Source organism: Nitrospirales bacterium, from assembly GCA_031315865.1.
Lineage (GTDB): Bacteria > Nitrospirota > Nitrospiria > Nitrospirales > UBA8639 > JAGQKC01.
In genome coordinates, this window is sequence record JALDRJ010000002.1 from 1,631,037 (window position 1) to 1,648,490 (window position 17,454).

Annotated in this window: 17 protein-coding genes; 11 read left to right on the plus strand and 6 right to left on the minus strand. The window is 48.3% G+C overall.

Annotation, left to right across the window (positions count from 1 at the left end):
* Nucleotides 1–247: 247 nt before the first annotated feature.
* The 7 genes from MRJ96_07570 (at nt 248) to MRJ96_07600 (ending at nt 6,270) form a co-directional block, all read left to right on the plus strand.
* A complete protein-coding gene (locus tag MRJ96_07570; protein MDR4501291.1) occupies nt 248–601 on the plus strand; it encodes a transposase in 354 nt (117 codons plus the stop codon).
* A 125-nt stretch (nt 602–726) separates the two neighbouring features.
* Nucleotides 727–1,830, plus strand: coding sequence for a hypothetical protein (locus tag MRJ96_07575; protein ID MDR4501292.1), 1,104 nt, complete (start codon nt 727–729; stop codon nt 1,828–1,830).
* 59 nt (nt 1,831–1,889) lie between these two features.
* Complete coding sequence (locus MRJ96_07580; protein ID MDR4501293.1) at nt 1,890–3,008, plus strand: hypothetical protein; 1,119 nt, start codon at nt 1,890–1,892, stop codon at nt 3,006–3,008.
* Nucleotides 3,009–3,112: 104 nt separating this feature from the next.
* On the plus strand, nt 3,113–3,694 hold the full coding sequence (locus MRJ96_07585) for an LPP20 family lipoprotein (GenBank protein MDR4501294.1): 582 nt from the start codon (nt 3,113–3,115) through the stop codon (nt 3,692–3,694).
* A gap of 77 nt (nt 3,695–3,771) precedes the next feature.
* A complete protein-coding gene (locus MRJ96_07590; protein ID MDR4501295.1) occupies nt 3,772–4,221 on the plus strand; it encodes a hypothetical protein in 450 nt (149 codons plus the stop codon).
* A 285-nt stretch (nt 4,222–4,506) separates the two neighbouring features.
* On the plus strand, nt 4,507–5,274 hold the full coding sequence (locus MRJ96_07595; protein MDR4501296.1) for an SIMPL domain-containing protein: 768 nt from the start codon (nt 4,507–4,509) through the stop codon (nt 5,272–5,274).
* 114 nt (nt 5,275–5,388) lie between these two features.
* On the plus strand, nt 5,389–6,270 hold the full coding sequence (locus MRJ96_07600) for a GTP-binding protein (GenBank protein ID MDR4501297.1): 882 nt from the start codon (nt 5,389–5,391) through the stop codon (nt 6,268–6,270).
* Nucleotides 6,271–6,409: 139 nt separating this feature from the next.
* Here MRJ96_07600 and MRJ96_07605 read toward each other — a convergent pair whose 3' ends face one another.
* From MRJ96_07605 to hflK, 3 genes are all read right to left on the minus strand, one after another.
* A complete protein-coding gene (locus MRJ96_07605) occupies nt 6,410–7,081 on the minus strand; it encodes a pentapeptide repeat-containing protein (GenBank protein ID MDR4501298.1) in 672 nt (223 codons plus the stop codon).
* Nucleotides 7,082–7,151: 70 nt separating this feature from the next.
* Nucleotides 7,152–8,015, minus strand: coding sequence for a protease modulator HflC (hflC, locus tag MRJ96_07610; protein MDR4501299.1), 864 nt, complete (start codon nt 8,013–8,015; stop codon nt 7,152–7,154).
* The gene (gene hflK / locus MRJ96_07615; protein ID MDR4501300.1) at nt 8,012–9,055 is read right to left on the minus strand and encodes an FtsH protease activity modulator HflK; all 1,044 of its coding nucleotides are present in this window, start codon (nt 9,053–9,055) and stop codon (nt 8,012–8,014) included. The genes hflC and hflK overlap by 4 nt, the downstream gene beginning before the upstream one ends.
* A gap of 266 nt (nt 9,056–9,321) precedes the next feature.
* Between hflK and MRJ96_07620 the strand changes: the two genes are divergently transcribed.
* From MRJ96_07620 to MRJ96_07635, 4 genes are all read left to right on the plus strand, one after another.
* Nucleotides 9,322–9,915 carry a pseudouridine synthase gene (locus tag MRJ96_07620; GenBank protein ID MDR4501301.1) on the plus strand — a complete coding sequence of 198 codons (594 nt, stop codon included), beginning with the start codon at nt 9,322–9,324 and terminating at the stop codon, nt 9,913–9,915.
* Between the two features lie 429 nt (nt 9,916–10,344).
* On the plus strand, nt 10,345–12,486 hold the full coding sequence (locus MRJ96_07625; GenBank protein MDR4501302.1) for a V-type H(+)-translocating pyrophosphatase: 2,142 nt from the start codon (nt 10,345–10,347) through the stop codon (nt 12,484–12,486).
* A gap of 305 nt (nt 12,487–12,791) precedes the next feature.
* Entirely contained in the window at nt 12,792–14,114 is a 1,323-nt protein-coding gene (locus tag MRJ96_07630; protein ID MDR4501303.1) for an ATP-binding protein, read from the plus strand.
* Nucleotides 14,111–14,554 carry a response regulator gene (locus tag MRJ96_07635; protein MDR4501304.1) on the plus strand — a complete coding sequence of 148 codons (444 nt, stop codon included), beginning with the start codon at nt 14,111–14,113 and terminating at the stop codon, nt 14,552–14,554. Before MRJ96_07630 ends, MRJ96_07635 begins: the two co-directional genes overlap by 4 nt.
* 88 nt (nt 14,555–14,642) lie before the next feature.
* Here the strand turns inward: MRJ96_07635 and MRJ96_07640 are convergent, their stop codons facing one another.
* The 3 genes from MRJ96_07640 to MRJ96_07650 all read right to left on the minus strand — a co-directional run bounded on the left by MRJ96_07640 (nt 14,643) and on the right by MRJ96_07650 (nt 17,217).
* Nucleotides 14,643–15,098 carry a winged helix-turn-helix domain-containing protein gene (locus tag MRJ96_07640; GenBank protein MDR4501305.1) on the minus strand — a complete coding sequence of 152 codons (456 nt, stop codon included), beginning with the start codon at nt 15,096–15,098 and terminating at the stop codon, nt 14,643–14,645.
* Between the two features lie 247 nt (nt 15,099–15,345).
* Nucleotides 15,346–16,671 carry a cytochrome b N-terminal domain-containing protein gene (locus MRJ96_07645; GenBank protein MDR4501306.1) on the minus strand — a complete coding sequence of 442 codons (1,326 nt, stop codon included), beginning with the start codon at nt 16,669–16,671 and terminating at the stop codon, nt 15,346–15,348.
* 3 nt (nt 16,672–16,674) lie between these two features.
* A complete protein-coding gene (locus MRJ96_07650; protein MDR4501307.1) occupies nt 16,675–17,217 on the minus strand; it encodes a ubiquinol-cytochrome c reductase iron-sulfur subunit in 543 nt (180 codons plus the stop codon).
* Nucleotides 17,218–17,454: the final 237 nt, after the last annotated feature.

A 17,454-nucleotide genomic window follows, 5' to 3' on the forward strand; every position in this document is an offset into this window, starting at 1 on the left:
ACCCTTAGCTTCGAGACCATTGAAATTTTCCGTCCTCGGATTCGCAATGTGGAGGAGCGGTTAATCTCCTGGTATTGCCCCTCTCTCGCCGCCAAAGTCAGGAGAGGTGTGAGTGTTGTTGCCGGAGTTATATCTGTACGGGTTGGCCAGTGTGGATTTTGAATTGTCCTTGCAAGGCTTGTTAGGAACCGGACGCCCTTGTCGGTTTCCTCACTGCAGCACTTCAAAGAGAAGTGGACTCTGGAATATGGCAGTGACAAGGGTGCTGATTGAGAGATGTCAGGCGGCGTATTTGTGGACTGATGGCGTTTATGTGAAAGCGGGATTGGGCACAGAGAAAACGGCCCTGCTGCTGATTATTGGAGCGATGCAAGACGGGAGTAAACATGTGTTAGCCGTGGAGGTGAGGTATCGGGAGAGTAAGGATTCTTGGTCCGTTGTCTTACGACACCTCAAACAGCGTGGTCTGACGACCGTGCGGCTCGTGGCGGCCGAGAAGAATTTTCGGAAATCGCATGCTCAGCCCTGGGTGGAGCATGCACGGGAAGGCGAGGAGTTCTCCGACGGAGTCAAAAAGCCTAATTCGAAGGTCGCCGTCTAACGCTTTTTACACACTATTTGTCAACAGCTCCCGGGGTAGGAGAAGTCTGAAATTAGAAATAAGGCATAGGCATAATTCGTTATACCTGAAGCCATCTACTAGGCTTAGAAAGGAAGGGCAGGAGTATGAAATTAAAGTATATTGTTATTACTATGTCGCTGATTCTAATCGCTTCTGGCTGTGCAAAATTGGAAAAGTATTTGAGCCATAAGAAACCGGACGCCACGTTGGAACAATGTGAAGTCCTCACAAAACAAGATTACTGGGCTAATTTTACCGCAAAGTTGTGTCAATCATTTACGCTGTTCTGTAATAGCCGTCAGGTTGACCTTAGAGTAACACATCGAGCGGAAATAGATTTGGGAAAATATAAAACTATTGCATTCACGAAGATTGAAGGTGATTATGGCGATATGTTTGCTACTGCCTACAAGGAGCAATTGCAAAAAAAAAGCCAATTGAAAGTACTTGACCGCACTCAATTGGATAACTTGAAGTCAGAATTAGGTAACAATGATGATTTGTTCGATCCTAAGAATCGTCCGGAACTTGGCAAGTTATTGCCTGCTGGTGTCATTGTAACAGGAAGGATTACGAGTAATTATAAAGAACCTGAGGAACTTAGTAAGTCGGAAATTCCGTGCCACAAAAGTAAAGAAGAAATGTGTACATTAAACACTCGAAATGGTTCGGCGACGATGAAGGGAACACTGAACGTGGTTTCAGTAGAAACTGGAGAAAACCTTAAGAGCAAGCGACTACATAGAACTCAACAAGATACATCCACAGCATTGGATCCAGCTATACCAGAACCCATTGATGAAGAGACGTTACAGGAAGAAAATCTCACTGGACTTGTTAGTGACATGACAAAGGCTACGGTTAATTGGACTGAGCTTCGTAAGGTCGTATTGTTTGTGGACAGCGATATTCCTAAATTAGATCGTGGAATTCTTGAGGTGAAGTCCGGACGAGAAGAAAATGCTGAAAGGATTTTTGCTAAGGCCCTACAAGAAGCTGAGGCTCAACCACAAGTTGACATTAAGGCTCTCTCTGCAGCTCGTTTTGATTTAGCCGTACTCAAGGCATATCTTGGAAAGCATGAGGAGGCAGAAAAACTTCTCTCTAAGGTCATAGATGACACTCTTGATACATTCCCTGCCCCAGTGATGAGGAAAATAAATGATTGTCTTAAAAAAGAGCGTAGAGAAGCTGGAGATGGGGCATGAGGCTGGGGGGGAAGTCGATGCATTCGTTATGCAAATTGGAATGGTTATGCATAATCGGAATGGCATTGCATGTTATGGTCGGGTGTGCGAGCACTCCAGAAATTACATGGACAGAATCAAAATCCAAGCCTCAATGGATTTCACAAGTACCGCTAGAATTGGACTTTTTGTATTTCGTGGGATCAGCTTCGCGCGCAGATTCACTTGAAAGTGGAATTCAGTCTGCCCGGCATGCGGCTCTCAGTAAAATCGCTGGTTATCTTGGGACTGATATCGAGTCAGAGTTCAAGATGGCCAATACTGAAAGTGAGCAAAATGTAGGAGAGTCACTCAAAGCCAATACAAAAGCCTTTGTTGTAAAAGCGATTTCTGTTGACTTCTATCATAAAAAAATGACCAGAATTGAAGGGAATTCTCAATTGGAGCAGTATGATGTGTTTGTGTTGCTCAAGTACCCCAAAAGAGAGGCGACGGAAGAGTTTATTCGACGGCAAACGAAAGATGAGTCAACGGTGTACGCAGCCTACAACCTATATCAGACAGGCAAGGAATACGAAAAAGAAAATAAATTCACCTTGTCCAAGAAATACTATCGTGATGCACTAAGCCTGGTTGGACAAGTACGAACGGTCGTTCCATTAGATGAGGATGATGTTGCCGACAGTCAGGAACTAGCAATATTGCTTACGCGCTCCGAAGAGAATGTCATACGACAGCTGAGAAGAGTTGTTGTTTGGGTCGTGGAGAAAAACCACGATCAGACTAATACTCCATCGATCCTGGGGGCACATCTTACAGCTGTATTAACGAAGCATTTGTTTACAGTATTGGACTTAACTCCCCCCAAAGATTTTGAAGTGGAGAATGTTCATCAATTGGAACTGAAGGATAAAAAACCGCTATTACGTTTCCTGAAATCTCAGGGCGCTCAATTTCTTATTGCTGGCAATGGCAATGCTTCCTCTCGTAGTTTCACGATGAACAATTTTTTTTATGAAGCACAGGGAACATTACGTGTCTTCGATATTGCTACAGGGGACACAATTCTTACATTGCCAATACAACAGCGCGGGTATGACCGAAATGAAAAAACAGCTGGTATGAACGCATTAAGAGAGGCGGGGAAGGTGGCAGGCGAACTACTCGTGAACGAATTCCTTAGCCGAGAAGAGACATAATCAGCAGAATACCTTGGCAAATATAGAAATTTGGTGAAAGACGATTATGGCCACTTTATGTATAAGAGAAAATTGAGTTCTCAGTGTTCAGGAACGGAGGCTTCATGATGCTCGTAGGCAGAAGAAATAGTTGGAATTCTCACTTCATGGTGTTTGGCACGTTGTTATTGATTCTGTGGGGCTGTGCGAGTCAACCACTACCAGCGCCATGCACAAGTACTGAATGTTTGATCCAGAAAGGTGAGGCGCCTAAATGGATAAACGAACCTCAGGGGTTTTATCCTAATACTGAGATGCTTTATGGAGTTGGAAGTGCTAGTGGTATTCCTAATAAATCATTACTCCGTCGTGCTGCGCAAGAGAACGCAAAAAATCAAATTGCAGCGAGTATAAAAGCATCAATAAAATCATCGTATTCAAGTACAGCGAGATTTGCGAGTTCGAGTGTAAATATTTCGGCCGAGGAAAATGCGGTTAGTGAGGCTCTCAATAGGCTTGTCTTAGCTGAGTTGGTAGGAAGCAAAATTGTTGCAGTGTGGGTAAATCCATTCATAAGCGAAGCTTATGCGTTGGCTGCTTTGAACAAATCTCTAGCTTGTGAAAATATTTTATCGCAGTTGAAGGGCAAAGGTGGTATTGAGATCAGTAACATGAAGGAGTTTAAGGATAATTGCTTGAGAGTATAAGCAGACATTCATGTACGGTTATTAAGAAAGTTTCACACTCATTGACTTGTGGGATTCGTACGAAAGGACAAAAGCTTATGATGAGACAACGTTGCGACGATCGAGAAGAAAGAATTTCTGTAATGATCGTGGTGGCTATTGTCAGTGTTTTCATGTTAGCGGGTTGTGCAGGATTCCCACAAGGTAATAATTTTGAAAAGTCAATGGATTGCTCTGTGTACAAAACTATAAAAACGAAAGATTCGTTTAAATTCCAGCTAGGATACATGCAGATATCTGCCGGTGCCGATCTTGGAATGGATAGAGAGGAAGCGGTCAACTGGAATAACGACATGCATAAGATTATTGTGAGATATCTTGAAGCATGTAGTGGTTATAACGCAGGCATGATGACAAAAGACGAATATCAGCAAAAGATTCAACGTATTGCCTTGCTAAGTAAAGAGGCGCAAGAAGCCGAGCAGCGTATTATTGATGGGGTGTGGGAACGTCATGAAAAAGACCAAGAGAATCTGAGAAAACAGTGATAAAGTTATGCAGGCAGCGAATAAGAGTAGATGGAGCGAACAGGTAAATGTAGATTGTAAAGTCTTGTCAACGCTATTCTTATTGGATGTTATTCTTGGCCGTATGTTGGAATACGCACGAAGGGCAGGTATAGTGGATAAATCTTCCTTCGCCGACCAGCCGTTTTTTCATCGTAGTTTGGCACCAGGTGCATAGGCGATCGGGAATTGAGGAGGCGGGTTCCTTTGAGTCTGACAGAGAAGTAGTCATCAATCTATTCTCATGAAGTTTCAAGGACTTTGTCAATGATCAGAATAGTTTGTCTGGTATTTTTTCTACTCAATGTTCCAATGCCGTTTTTCGGGAACACCGCCAATCAGGCATGGGCAGACGAAGATCGTCAAACGACCCCAACTCTGACAGTATCGGAGGAGGGCATCGTTCAGTTAGCGCCAACCAAAGCCGTTATCCATCTCTCAGTGGAAACGACGGGTAAGTCCTTTGAAGCCGTGCAAGAGGAAAACAAGGAAAACATGGAACGAGTGCTATCGGACTTACAAAAGCTTGGTATTAAAAAAGAACATGTGCAAACATCCTCGTTGTCAGTCACTCCCCAATATCCCCCCCGTCCTCATCGGCAGTCTAGTCAGCCGGCCATCCCCGATGTCCCGAGAATCATCGGATACACGGTCGTTCATACTCTCCTGGTTGAAGTGTTCGACCTCACGCGGGTCGGTCGTGTAGTTGATCAAGCATTGAAGGCAGGGGCCAATCGATTTTCCCATATTACCTGGGGATTGCGAGATAGCTATCCGGCCCAACTTGACGCGCTTACGAGGGCGGCTCATCGTGCTCGGGAAAAGGCTAAAACATTAGCTCAGGCTCTTGATGTGCGATTGCTTCGGTTGCTCTCTGTCACGGAGAGAGGAGGATCTCCCATCCCGAACCAACGGACGAGAGAAAGAGCGATGATGAGCATGGCGATGGAAAATGCCGGTTCTTCGGTACCTGTGTCTCCAGGCGAGCTCTCCATTCGTGCTTCAGTCACGTTAGTCTACGAAATTAGTGAATGACGTTCATCAGTCTATAGTTTCCCACCATCCCAACTAGAGCCGATAGAGCGCATAAAGTCCAACGATCAGTAATGAAAAAGGGGTTGTTTAGTCACCATGAAAGATGAGACTAAGATGACGAACAAGGTTCCGGTCTTAGTCGTCTCTGGATTTCTTGGGGCGGGAAAGACCACCTTGGTTCGTTCGCTCTTGCAAGAGGCGCAAGCCACCGGTCACCGGCTTGCCGTCGTCTCTAATGAGTTTGGAGAGCTTGGGATTGATGAAGCGCTTTTGCAAAATGAGAGTTCCAGAGGCTACGTCGAATTAGAGGGGGGATGTGTTTGTTGTCAGTTATCGAATGAATTGCTGACAACTCTTCAAGGACTGTGGGAACGAATTCGGCCAGATCGCGTCATCGTGGAAACATCTGGAGTCGCCCTTCCTTTTGATACTTTGACGACGTTCTGGCGTGAACCGGTTTCAGTATGGGCCGGAGAGAGCCTGGCTGTGGTCGTGGTGAATGCCGAGCAATTGCTCCAAAAGCGGGACTTAGCCGGAACGTTTGAACAGCAGGTGTCATCGGCCGATATTCTTGTACTCAATAAAATAGATTTAGTCCCCAATTCCCATGTCGAGTCGTTAAAGACGATACTTAATGAATATGCGCCAGACACTCCCATCGTGGAAAGTGTCAACGCGGCCGTGGATTCTGCGATTTTATTTCCTCCCGATCCCCAGAATATTTCGTCCCGCCGTTCTCACGAATCTGAATGCGGGGAAACCCATACGCATGAACAATTTACGAGTCAGATCTTGCCGATAGAATCTGGAATAGAGGAAGAGGTTCTGGTAAAGCGATTGACCGAATTGAACGCGTTACGTATGAAAGGCATCGTGCAGACGGCTTCAGGAAAACGTTTGATCCAAGGAGTCGGTCCACGGATTGACTTTGTTGACCCGCCCGATTCGTTCCCATCCCGCCTGATGGGGAAGATCGTCGTGATCAGTCGCGCTTAGCCAGGGCTGATTTCTCCACTATAGCGAATCCAGATAAATTCCAATCGATACAGACGACAAACCCCGCGCGGTACGACGTTGAACCATACGGAAGTTATTTGAAACGGCTATAGAAATTCAGGAGAGTCGGAAGAGAAGGCTATGCTGAAATGCGGTCGTCAGGCTTTTCGAATAGGTTCTGGTGTGAACGTAGCGCGTCAGCAAGACAGGCATCAAGCTGAGCCTGGTAGAGGGTCTTGGCCTTGCTGAGTAAGTCAATGGAGATGTGTTTGATGCCGGTCAAATTGGCTCTCGTGAAATTCGTGCCCGTGAGGGAAGCATCCTGAAGCGAGGCGCCCTGAAGATTGGCATCAATCAGTGCAGCTTCTCGTAAATCTGTGAGATGTAGCTTTGTTCGCGTTAAGTCGGCCTTCGTGAGATTTCCCCACGGTAAAGAAGTCCGGGTCAAGTTTGCCTCTGTCAGATTCACTCCTGATAGGTCAGCTCTGATTAACCCTGATCCACTGAGATCGACCATGACCATCGTGGAATTTTTCAAGGATGCCTTGATCAGGTTAGCCTCGATGATATCGGCTTCCGTGAAATTCACCGCGTTCAGGATGGACTCGGTAAAATCAGCTCTCAATAAATAAGCATCGGACATATTCGCTCCGGTGAGGTCAGCATGACTGAAATCCGCGCGCGTAAAATCATACCCAGACAAATCGGCGTCTCGCAGGTCGGCCTGAACCGCCGGGTTCGTCCGCCGGAATTTATTCCATGCTTCAACGCCACCGTCGATCAATATGGCGAGTTGTTCAGCGTTGGCCATGGCCGAAGTCTATCAGGTAAGGGTGGAGATGTCCTCCGAATGCCGGAGGACGTTGGGCGGGGTTGTTGTCCTACCGCTTCTTTAAGTATTGCAAAAATTCGGAATCAGGACTTAAGACCATCGTCGTATTGTCTCGAGTAAACGTCTTTTTATAGGCTTCCATGGAACGCAGAAATTCGAAAAATTTCGGGCCTTGTCCGTAGGCCGCCGCATAGATTTTAAACGCTTGCGCGTCGCCGTCACCTTGTAACTCCTGGGCTGTCTTGTAGGCTTTGGCGAGAATGATCTCCTTGTCTTTCTCTGCTTCAGAGCGAATTTTTTGGGCCTCTTCTTCACCTTCGGCGCGATACTGTTTTGCCTGCCGCTCCCGTTCAGCCTGCATTCTTTGGAAAATGGCCTTCTCATTCTGTTCCGGAAGATCTGCCCGTTTAATGCGGACGTCGGATACTTCCAGCCCATATGCCGAAGCCTTTTCATTCGAACGCTCGGAGACGACTTTCATGATGAGTGCGCGGTTCGCTGAGACAATATCGGTTAATTCATGACGCCCCAGTTCAACCCGAAGCTCAGAATAGATGATGTCGTCCAGACGTTGAAGTGCTCCCCGCTGAGTCTGGAAAGCCTGGTACACACGGAGTGGATCCACGATACGCCACTTCGCAAAGTTATCGATGACGATGGTCTTTTTATCTTCGGTGATCACATCGCGCGAGGGTGCGTCGTAGTCGAGAAGGCGTTTATCAAAATAGGTGACTTCTTCGATAAAGGGAAATTTAATCTTGAGTCCGGGCTCGGTCACTGTATTGACGGGTTTGCCGAGGCGGACGACGATAGCCGTTTCGGTCAGGTCAACGATAAAGACGGGCGAAGCGCCAAGGATGACCAGCAGGATGAGAATGCCGAGGAGTCCGACGAGGATATTTTGTTTGTTCATGACCCCGCTCCTCCTTCTCGTGATGAACTCAAGGGCTGTTTCAGCCGGTCGAGTGGAAGATACGGGAGGACATTCTTCCCTGCATTCGTGTCAAGAATGATTTTATCCGTGTTGGAAAGAATTTCTTCCATGGTTTCGATGTAGACACGTTTGCTGATGACGTCTTTGGCTTGGTTGTATTCCTTGAGCGTCTTCAAAAAGTGATTGGCTTCACCCTCGGCTTTGGTGATGCGTGCCTGAGCGTACGCCTTCGCGATGTTCACCTGTTGAGCCGCTTCACCTTTGGCTCTGGGCAAGAGGTCGTTCCGGTACCCGTGAGCTTGATTGATTAGCTTCTCACGGTCTTCTTTCGCACTCGCAACGTCTTTGAACGCCGCGGCGACGGCTTCTGGCGGATTGACATCCTGGAGCTGGACCGTCGCGATTTGTACGCCTGCTTGGTATTGATCGAGGATTCCCTGCAAGAGAGCTTGGGTGCTTTGCTGGATCTCGGCCTTTCCGACCGTCAAGGCTTCATCTATCTTGTTTTTCCCGATGACTTCACGCATGGCCGCTTCGGCAGAATTATGAATGGTGGCATCAACGTTGGTGACATTGTAGAGGTAATCGCGAGCGTTCTTGATTTTATATTGAACGATAAATTCGACTGACAGGATATTCATGTCCCCCGTGAGCATCAAGGATTCGCGAGGAACCGGGCGTGTCCTTCCTCGTTCATCCGTTCGGAATCCCACTTCGACGCGGTGTAGTTTTTCAACTTTCGGAGTCACGACGGTTTCGATGAAAGGGATTTTCAGATGCGGTCCAGGTTCGACGGTCCGAACAACGTTGCCAAACCGTTTGACCAACCCCTCTTCATCAGGAGCCACGATGAAAAACGATTGTGCGAGAGCCAGTATGGCGACGACGATCAGAGCGATCGACGTGAATCCACCACCCGTCGGTACGATACGCTTGAATTGATCTTGAGCTTTTTTCAGGGCTTCATCAAGCGGATCATCCCCGCTACGTCCCCAAGGGTCTTTGGGCTCCCACGTCATGCACGGCTCCTTCGTCCAAGAGTTTGATCGACAAATGTCATTGTGAAACTTGGGTGCCACGTTATCAGAAATCACACGAGCGGGCAATAAAAATTGGAGTGTTCCTTGGTCTCGCGGATGATCACCGTGTAGTGAAAACGCATGAAATGAGGATTCAGGAAAAGACTTTTCTCGAGGTGCCAGTTCTTAATCTTTAGGGTTCTGATAGTCTACGGATGGAAGTTTTGTTAGGGTACCCAATTCTTCGCGGCCCAATTCGTTGCGACATGGATGTTTCACCCCACAAATACCTCGTGTTCAATAAACCGTATGGAATCTTGTCTTCCTTCACGGATTCTGATGGGCGCCCGACGTTAGCCCAGTACATCAAGACTCCATACGTATATGCCGCGGGTCGACTCGACCTGGATAGTGAGGGGCTTTTGTTGTTAACCTCGGACGCGAGGCTGCGGCATCGTATAACCGACCCGCGCTATAAGGTTTGGAAAACATACTGGGTTCAAGTGGAGCGAGTTCCCACGGAAGAGGCGTTATCAACCTTGCGGAGTGGGGTATTCCTCAAAGGAAAGAAAACCCGGCCAGCTAAGGTCAAGCGGCTTTCGTCAGAACCATGTTTGTGGCCGCGAGCAGTTCCCATACGGTATCGTAAACATGTCCCAACGGAATGGCTTCAGATCGAGATTCGCGAAGGAGTCAACCGACAGATTCGGAGAATGACTGCTACGGTTGGTTATCCCACGCTCCGGTTAGCTCGTGTTCGAATTGGTTCCCTGTATCTTGAACATTTACAACCTGGAGAGAGTCGCGAGATGACTAAGGAAGAAGTCGATGCCCTGTATCAGTCCTGCTTCGACCATTGAGCTTGTGCGGCTTTTTCATGTCGAATGAGAGTCAATCGATGGGCAGGGTTGTCTGTGACCTCATTATTTTCCTCAAGACTGCAGGCAGCTACCTAGTAGAAACCCACATATGGGCTTGATCATTTTGTTCTCTACTGGTTATAATGGCCTGTTTTTTCGGATAATTTTCCTATCATGCTGCTGATCGTGAGCACATCTGTTGATTCGCCGTTATTCTTCGTGTAGGAGCAAGTCACGAGCGAATAACGACGCCAGCCATTTGGCCATCCACGTTTCATGAAGGAATCTTTGGTAACAATTGCGTAATAACGTTCTATCGATTTGATATGAACGAAGACGAGTCAGAATCTAGATGTGAGCAATTTATTGCCTCGTCGTATGAGTGAGCGTCGGAGTAATCTTTCTTAGAAGAATGGAGAACTAGATAACATGGCGATAACTATTATTCTGGCCCTTTCACTGCTTGGACTAGTCATAGCGTTTTACTATTCATCCTCCATTCAAAAAATTCCGATTGACATGGGGGTGGATGATCCTGAGATTAAGCAACGATTAGCGCGGATCCATGCAGCGATCGCGGGCGGAGCCATGGCCTTTTTAAAACAGGAATATAAATTCATGGCTATTTTCATGGCCGTGTTTGCGGCGATCATCGCTATTTTGATCGATGATCATCATACGGACTATGTGAATGAAGGGATCTATACGGCCATTGCGTTTATCTTTGGGGCGATTATTTCGATCGTGTCGGGTTTTATCGGCATGAAGATCGCTACGCAAGGAAACGTACGGACGACCGTTTCGGCCAATAAGTCGCTTTCAGAGGCCTTCAACGTAGCGTTGCATTCCGGGTCTGTGATGGGTTTTGGGCTTGTGAGTCTCGCTGCACTCGGTATGCTTCTGATCTATCTTCTACTCGTCAACATCATGCCGGAACAACTCCCTACTCACATCCTTATGGAGGTTATCGCGGGGTTTGGTCTTGGGGGCTCGAGTATTGCGTTATTCGCCCGGGTAGGCGGTGGAATATTCACCAAGGCAGCGGATGTCGGGGCCGATTTGGTTGGGAAGGTCGAAGCCGGTATCCCTGAAGATGATCCCAGAAACCCCGCTGTGATTGCGGACAATGTGGGCGATAACGTCGGTGATGTGGCCGGGATGGGCGCTGATTTGTTCGGTTCTTGTGCGGAAAGTACCTGTGCCGCGATGGTGATCAGCGCGGTGGCCTTTTCCGGGATGGTCGATGCGTTGCTCTATCCGATCGTGATTTCAGCCATCGGGATTCCCATCAGTTTGCTGACTATGATGATGATTAAAGTCAACACGGAAGACGAAGTCGGGCCGGCATTGAAAAAAATGTTGATTGTGTCCAGCGCGTTGACAGCCGTGGCAATGTTCGTTGTGACGAAAATGATGGTGCCCGAGTCCTTTCAAATCGCAGGACATACCTACTCGGATATTGGGGTCTATTTCTGTTTTTTAACAGGCCTAATCGCGGGCCTCCTGGTCGGACTGATGACAGAGTACTACACGTCGCATGATTATACGCCGGTGAGAGAAGTCGCGAAATCATGTGAAACGGGGTCGGCGACGAATATTATCTTTGGGTTGGCCTTAGGATACCAGAGCGCTGTAGGCCCATACCTGGCGATCGGGTTGGCGATTTATATTCCCTGGATGTTGGCCGGTATGTATGGTGTGGCGATTGCCTCACTCGGGATGTTGGGCACGTTGGTCATTGCATTAACCATTGATGCGTACGGACCCGTTTCGGATAATGCCGGGGGCATCGCCGAAATGGCCGGAATGCCGGAGCGTGTACGAAATCGGACTGATGTCTTGGACGCCGCTGGAAATACGACTGCAGCCATCGGAAAAGGGTTTGCGATCGGAGCTGCGATCTTGACGTCATTGGCCTTGTTCGCGGCTTTCCTCACTCGGGCTGATTTACTGCTCAAGGAGCAACACGGGGCAGACTATGATCTCTTGGGGAGCATCAATCTGCTCGATCCTCTGGTCTATACTGGACTCTTTATCGGTGCCGTGTTACCGGCTTACTTTTCTGCGATGACGATGAAGTCCGTGGGATCAGCAGCCTATAAGATGATCGAAGAGGTTCGACGTCAGTTTCGTACCATCCCGGGACTCATGGAAGGAAAAGCCGAGGCGGACTATGAACAATGTGTCGCCATCTCGACTCAGGCTGCCCTGAAAGAAATGATTGCTCCGGGTATTCTAATCATGGGAACTCCTTTAATTACGGGATTCTTATTCGGCATTCAGGCTGTCGCCGGGGTCTTGGCCGGGTCACTTGTTGCTGGTGGAGTGATTGCCATTTCTTCGTCGAACAGTGGCGGGGCCTGGGACAACGCGAAGAAATACATCGAGAAGGGCAATCTTGGAGGAAAGGGCACAGAGGTTCATAAGGCGGCAGTGGTAGGCGATACGGTGGGGGATCCATTGAAAGATACCTCGGGTCCATCACTGAATATTCTTATAAAGCTGTCGGCAATTTTATCATTGGTCTTTGTCCCATTTTTTGTCCAATATGGAGGGCTCTTGACTCGATAAACTCTCACGCTGCTTCTTAAATCGTTATATATAAGAGGTACGAAAAAATACCCGAAGTTTCGGGTATTCCCTCTTACTGCGGGGGTATTGCTCGCGTCCAGAAAATGTCATACAATGATTCATCTATCTATTCAACATTCCTAATTTTCCGCATTTATTATTCTTTATCTTTCTTCCCGTCTTTATCCCAACTCGTTTCAAAGAATCGTGCTGCAACTTTTTTCCGAACGTAGATATCCGTCTATGACTTCGTGAAAACGTTCAGCTGAAGTGTCGTTATTCACAGCCTCGTTCGCGAGAGACGTATGCTCGTGCATCCACCCAATCGTTCCGTCGACTTGCCTCGAACGCTGAAAGGCCAAAGGCAAACTGAAAAAATTGTATTTCAGGTCGTCCGGACACGTTCCAGGAGAGAGTTTCTGTGGGGCGGGCTGGTCGTCGTTCTAGGGGGGATCGCCCTTGCTCTAGATTCGACACCAAATTCCAGCACAGTGGTTGGGACCATCTATGCACTCTGTGTCGTGCTGGCATCACGCATATCCTATACGTCTGCTGCGTACGTGACAGCAATTATCTGCTCAATCCTCTCCCTCTTACCGCTGGCCAATTCGGATTTAACTCGTTTGGCGTGGAGTGATGTGACAGACCGGCTTCTGGTGTTGCTCGCCATTTGGGTGGCAGCATTCCTCTCCATGCTGTGGGATAAGCCTCAATATGACAATCAGCAGAGCGTTCGCGGAAATCAGAGGCGTTCAACTCGTCCGACGCTTCATGCGGAAGTGACCACCGAACAAGCATCAGTCGAACCACAGCCATCTTTATCCGCGAATGTTGATGATCTGGCACGACTGAATGATGCGCTATTGCAAAAAAACTATGAGTTAGAAACCCTCATTAATGTCGTCTCACATGATCTGCGTTCTCCACTCGTGAATATCCAGGGTTTTAGTAAAGAACTGGACAATTCCTGCGCAAGACTTCGAGAAAAAATTGAGCACATGCCTTCTCATGAATTACCCCCTGCCGAGATCGTGCAGCTGTTGGATGAAGAAATTCCGGAAGCCTTACGCTTTATACGAGCGGGGTCAGAGAAGATTAGCAGTGTTCTTTCAGGAATCTTGCAATTTTCAAGACTCGGCCGTTTATCATTGAATCAATCACCGCTGAACCTCAATATCATCGTCTATGGTATTGCGACGGTCATGGAATTTCAGCTGAAGGAAAAAGGCGTGTTGCTCCAAATTGATGACCTCCCTGATTGTCTGGGTGATGAGACCCTCGTGAGTCAGGTGTTTTCGAATCTCATCGAAAATGCCTACAAATACCTGGATCCCGCGAGACCTGGCGTGATTCGTATTTCAGGAAAGATCCAGGATGAAAAATCCATTTATACGGTGGAGGACAATGGCATCGGGATTCATCCCGATCATGAAGGGAAAATATTCGAGATGTTTCATCGGCTGAATCCCAAGGAAGGCGGCGGAGAGGGTCTGGGGCTCACGATCGTCAGAAGAATCGTCGAGCGTCACCAGGGCAACGTGTGGGTCGAATCGGAATTTGGACATGGGACGAAATTTATGGTCAGTTTTCCTTCTGCTACCACCGTGCATAAGGCAGGGAAGACTTGAGTCAGTCACCGATAATTCTCATTGCTGAAGATGATGACGGTCATGCGGCGCTCATCGAGCGCAATCTTCAGCGGTCGGGGGGAAGTCGAACGTATCTTCGGCTGAAAGATGGACAAGAAGCCCTGGACTTTTTATTCCGGCGGGGAGACGGGAAAGTTCGGATCCAGCACTGTCCGTATATTCTGCTCTTGGATCTTAATCTTCCGAAAATTAACGGTCTCGAAGTTCTGAGGCAAATAAAGGAACATACGGAGTTGCGGAAAATTCCGGTCACGGTATTTTCCACGACCGATGATCCTCAAGAGGTCCAGCAATGTCATGATTTGGGGTGTAGCTATTATATTACAAAACCAACGGAACCAGACGGGTTCATAGATGTCATCGCCCGCCTCGGGCAGCTATTGCATGTTGTCCAGGTGCCTCAAATCCATGACTATTAATGTGATGCCGAGGCCGCAAGGGTCTTTGGTTAAAGAAGGCTTGAGAGCTGAGACGCGTTTTGTGTACGACAGAGGAAGAGAGAGAAATTTAAGGATTGACCCACTGACGGCGTACGTTGTGTCTTGACTTGATATTCGAGTGGCTTTTGGATTTCGTTTTCCGGTATTTCCAGCCCAGCGACCGGAGGATTCGACTGACATGATCGGCATGATAACGAATCCCAAATGTCCGCCGGATGACTTTTTGAACATGATGGCAAGTCCAATAGTCGGCGCGCAGCTTTGCGGCTCGTGGCCCTTTCCGTAAAATCTTTGCTAATTGCAGGCGCTGTTGCCGTGAAAGACGGGAAGGCCGTCCGGTATGCGGTTTAGCTTTGAGAGCGTCGGAGCCTCCTTGTTCCAGCGCATCCTTCCAACGTTTGACCGACGATGGTGCCGCGCCGATCTGACGAGCCACTTCACGAATGCCTTTTCCTCTGGCGAGTAGTTTCGCGGCTTGCCGCCTGCGAGTCTCAAGTTTTTCTGGGCTACCTTTGGGACGCATATTTCTTTTTTCGGAACCTGTCTGTGCTTTCTTAAGAGCGGGCACGAAAAAATATTTATTTTCTGGATTGCCTGAGCCTTCTCGTTGAGGCAGAGGAACGTCTGAAGTTAAACCCAGGAAGTTCGATAGGACTAAAGCGAAATTTCGAGTAGGGAAATGGATGAGAGAGAAGTCAGATCATGGGTGATGCGACCAGATGCAGGCTCGTAGCGGATTTCCGTACAAGCCTGTTTGGTAATACAGTCGATTAGTTTCCGCTTTTAAGGGTAAGAATATAACTTGTTAGATCGTTTAATTGTTTATCAGTTAGCGGAAATTTTGGCATGAATGAGCCGGGAGAAACAGACTGCGGATCTTTAAAGTGTCGAATATGCCATGCGCGATCGGGGTGCCGGTCGGCGACATAAGAAAGGTCAGGGGCGATATTTGCTCCATCACCATGGATACGATGGCAGGTTTTGCAGCCAAACTTCTCCACGAGGGCTTCGCCCTTGGCGATCACAGGATCTGTTTTGGGGACGGCGTAGAGATCGCGTAGCGAGATTCCGAGTAGCACAAACACGGTGATCAAGAATGCCAATCCCGCGCTTAAGACTCGTGGACGGGACGATGGATTGCGTCCCGGGTTTCGGTCGATGAATGGTAAGGCGAAGAGGAGTAGAGTAAAGAGGGCTGGCAAGAACCATGAAACGTAAGGAATTAATGGGCCAGGGGCGAGTTTGAGTAATTCATATAGAAAGAGGAAGTACCATTCCGGTACGGGTTTGAATGAATGATCGGAGGGGTCAGCCTTGTCGGCAAGAGGGAATTGGAGTGAATAGGCGAGGATGGCCACGATCGCGAACGTGATCAACATGACGACCGCATCCATGTAGACCTGCCGTGGATAAAACGTTTCACTGCCTTGCCTGGCTTTGGTTTCGTCATGTGGCCCCGCCGGCCCGACCCGTCGCAAGATAAACAGATGGAGAATGATGCCGGTCATGATCAGGGAAGGAAGGATCATCACGTGAATGGCGAAAAATCGTGATAGCGTCAGTGCGCCGAGCGTATCGCCTCCACGCAAGAGATGAACCAGAAAGTCACCGATGAGCGGCACGGTGCCTGCCATGTTGATTCCGACCTGGGTGGCCCAATAGGCATTCTGGTCCCACGGGAGCAGGTATCCGGTAAACCCGAATCCCAACATGAGAAGCAAGAGCACAACGCCGACCATCCACATGATTTCCCGTGGCTTTTTATACGCGCCGTCGAAGAAGACTTGAAGCATGTGGAGTCCGACGGCCAAGAGAACGGCCGAAGCCCCCCAGTGGTGCAATCCGCGGATGAACCAGCCGAACCAGACTTCGTTTTCGATATACTGGACGGTGTCGTACGCGTGGTCTGGCGACGGAACATAGTAGATGGCCAAACACATGCCGGTAATTGCCTGAAGAACGAAGAGAAAGAGGGTCGCGGAACCGAACACGTAGTTCCAACTGGCACCCCCTGGAATGGGTTCATCCAGCAGCGTTTGTTCTATCGGTTTGAGTTTGAGCCGCTCATCAATCCATCGATAGACAGAAAAGGCCATGGTTTATAACTCCACTTTTTTGGATAACCCGGATTTGAATTCTTCGTAAATCACCATCAGCTGACCATTCTCGATCTTCACCGGGAGGGTATCCAACGGACGAGGGGCCGGCCCGGCTTGAACCACGCCTTTCATGTTGTACACGCTTCCATGACACGGGCATTTAAATAAATGGTCTTGGGCATCCCAACGGTACCCGCATCCGAGATGTGGACAGATTGGAGAAAACACGGTGACATCGTCATTCGAGTGTTTAATCGCCCAAATACCTTTTGTGACCTTGGTCTCATCCCAGCCGTCTTTGATCGTGACGGTGTAATCGAGGGATTTGGGCTCTTCAAGAGGCAACTCCTTCACGGTACCGACGGTCACCCATTCTTTTTTATGTCTGGCAAACGCCGGAAATATGACATACCCTACGATCGGGATGGTCAGGGAAGCCCCGATGAATGAGGCAATCAAGGCTGTCATTCGGGTAAAAAACGATCTTCGAGTGCCAACCGGAGTCGATAGCCCGGGCTCGCCTTCCTGCACAGAATCAGACATATTCTCCTCCAGATCGCAAACCTCCCTCGACAACTTCCATGTCGATTTTTGGAGGGTTTGAAAAATATGAACGGAATGCTACGGATTAATAATCCTTGCCTGGGAGAGGCATTCCGTTGATGACAGGCACAAGAAACAGCCGCTTCGCCCGAAACGTTTTAGGAGAAAACATTGATGGTCAATGGACTCTGGTCGTCACGGTTGGTCGTTTAGCAAGACAAAGATTTAAAGAAGAAT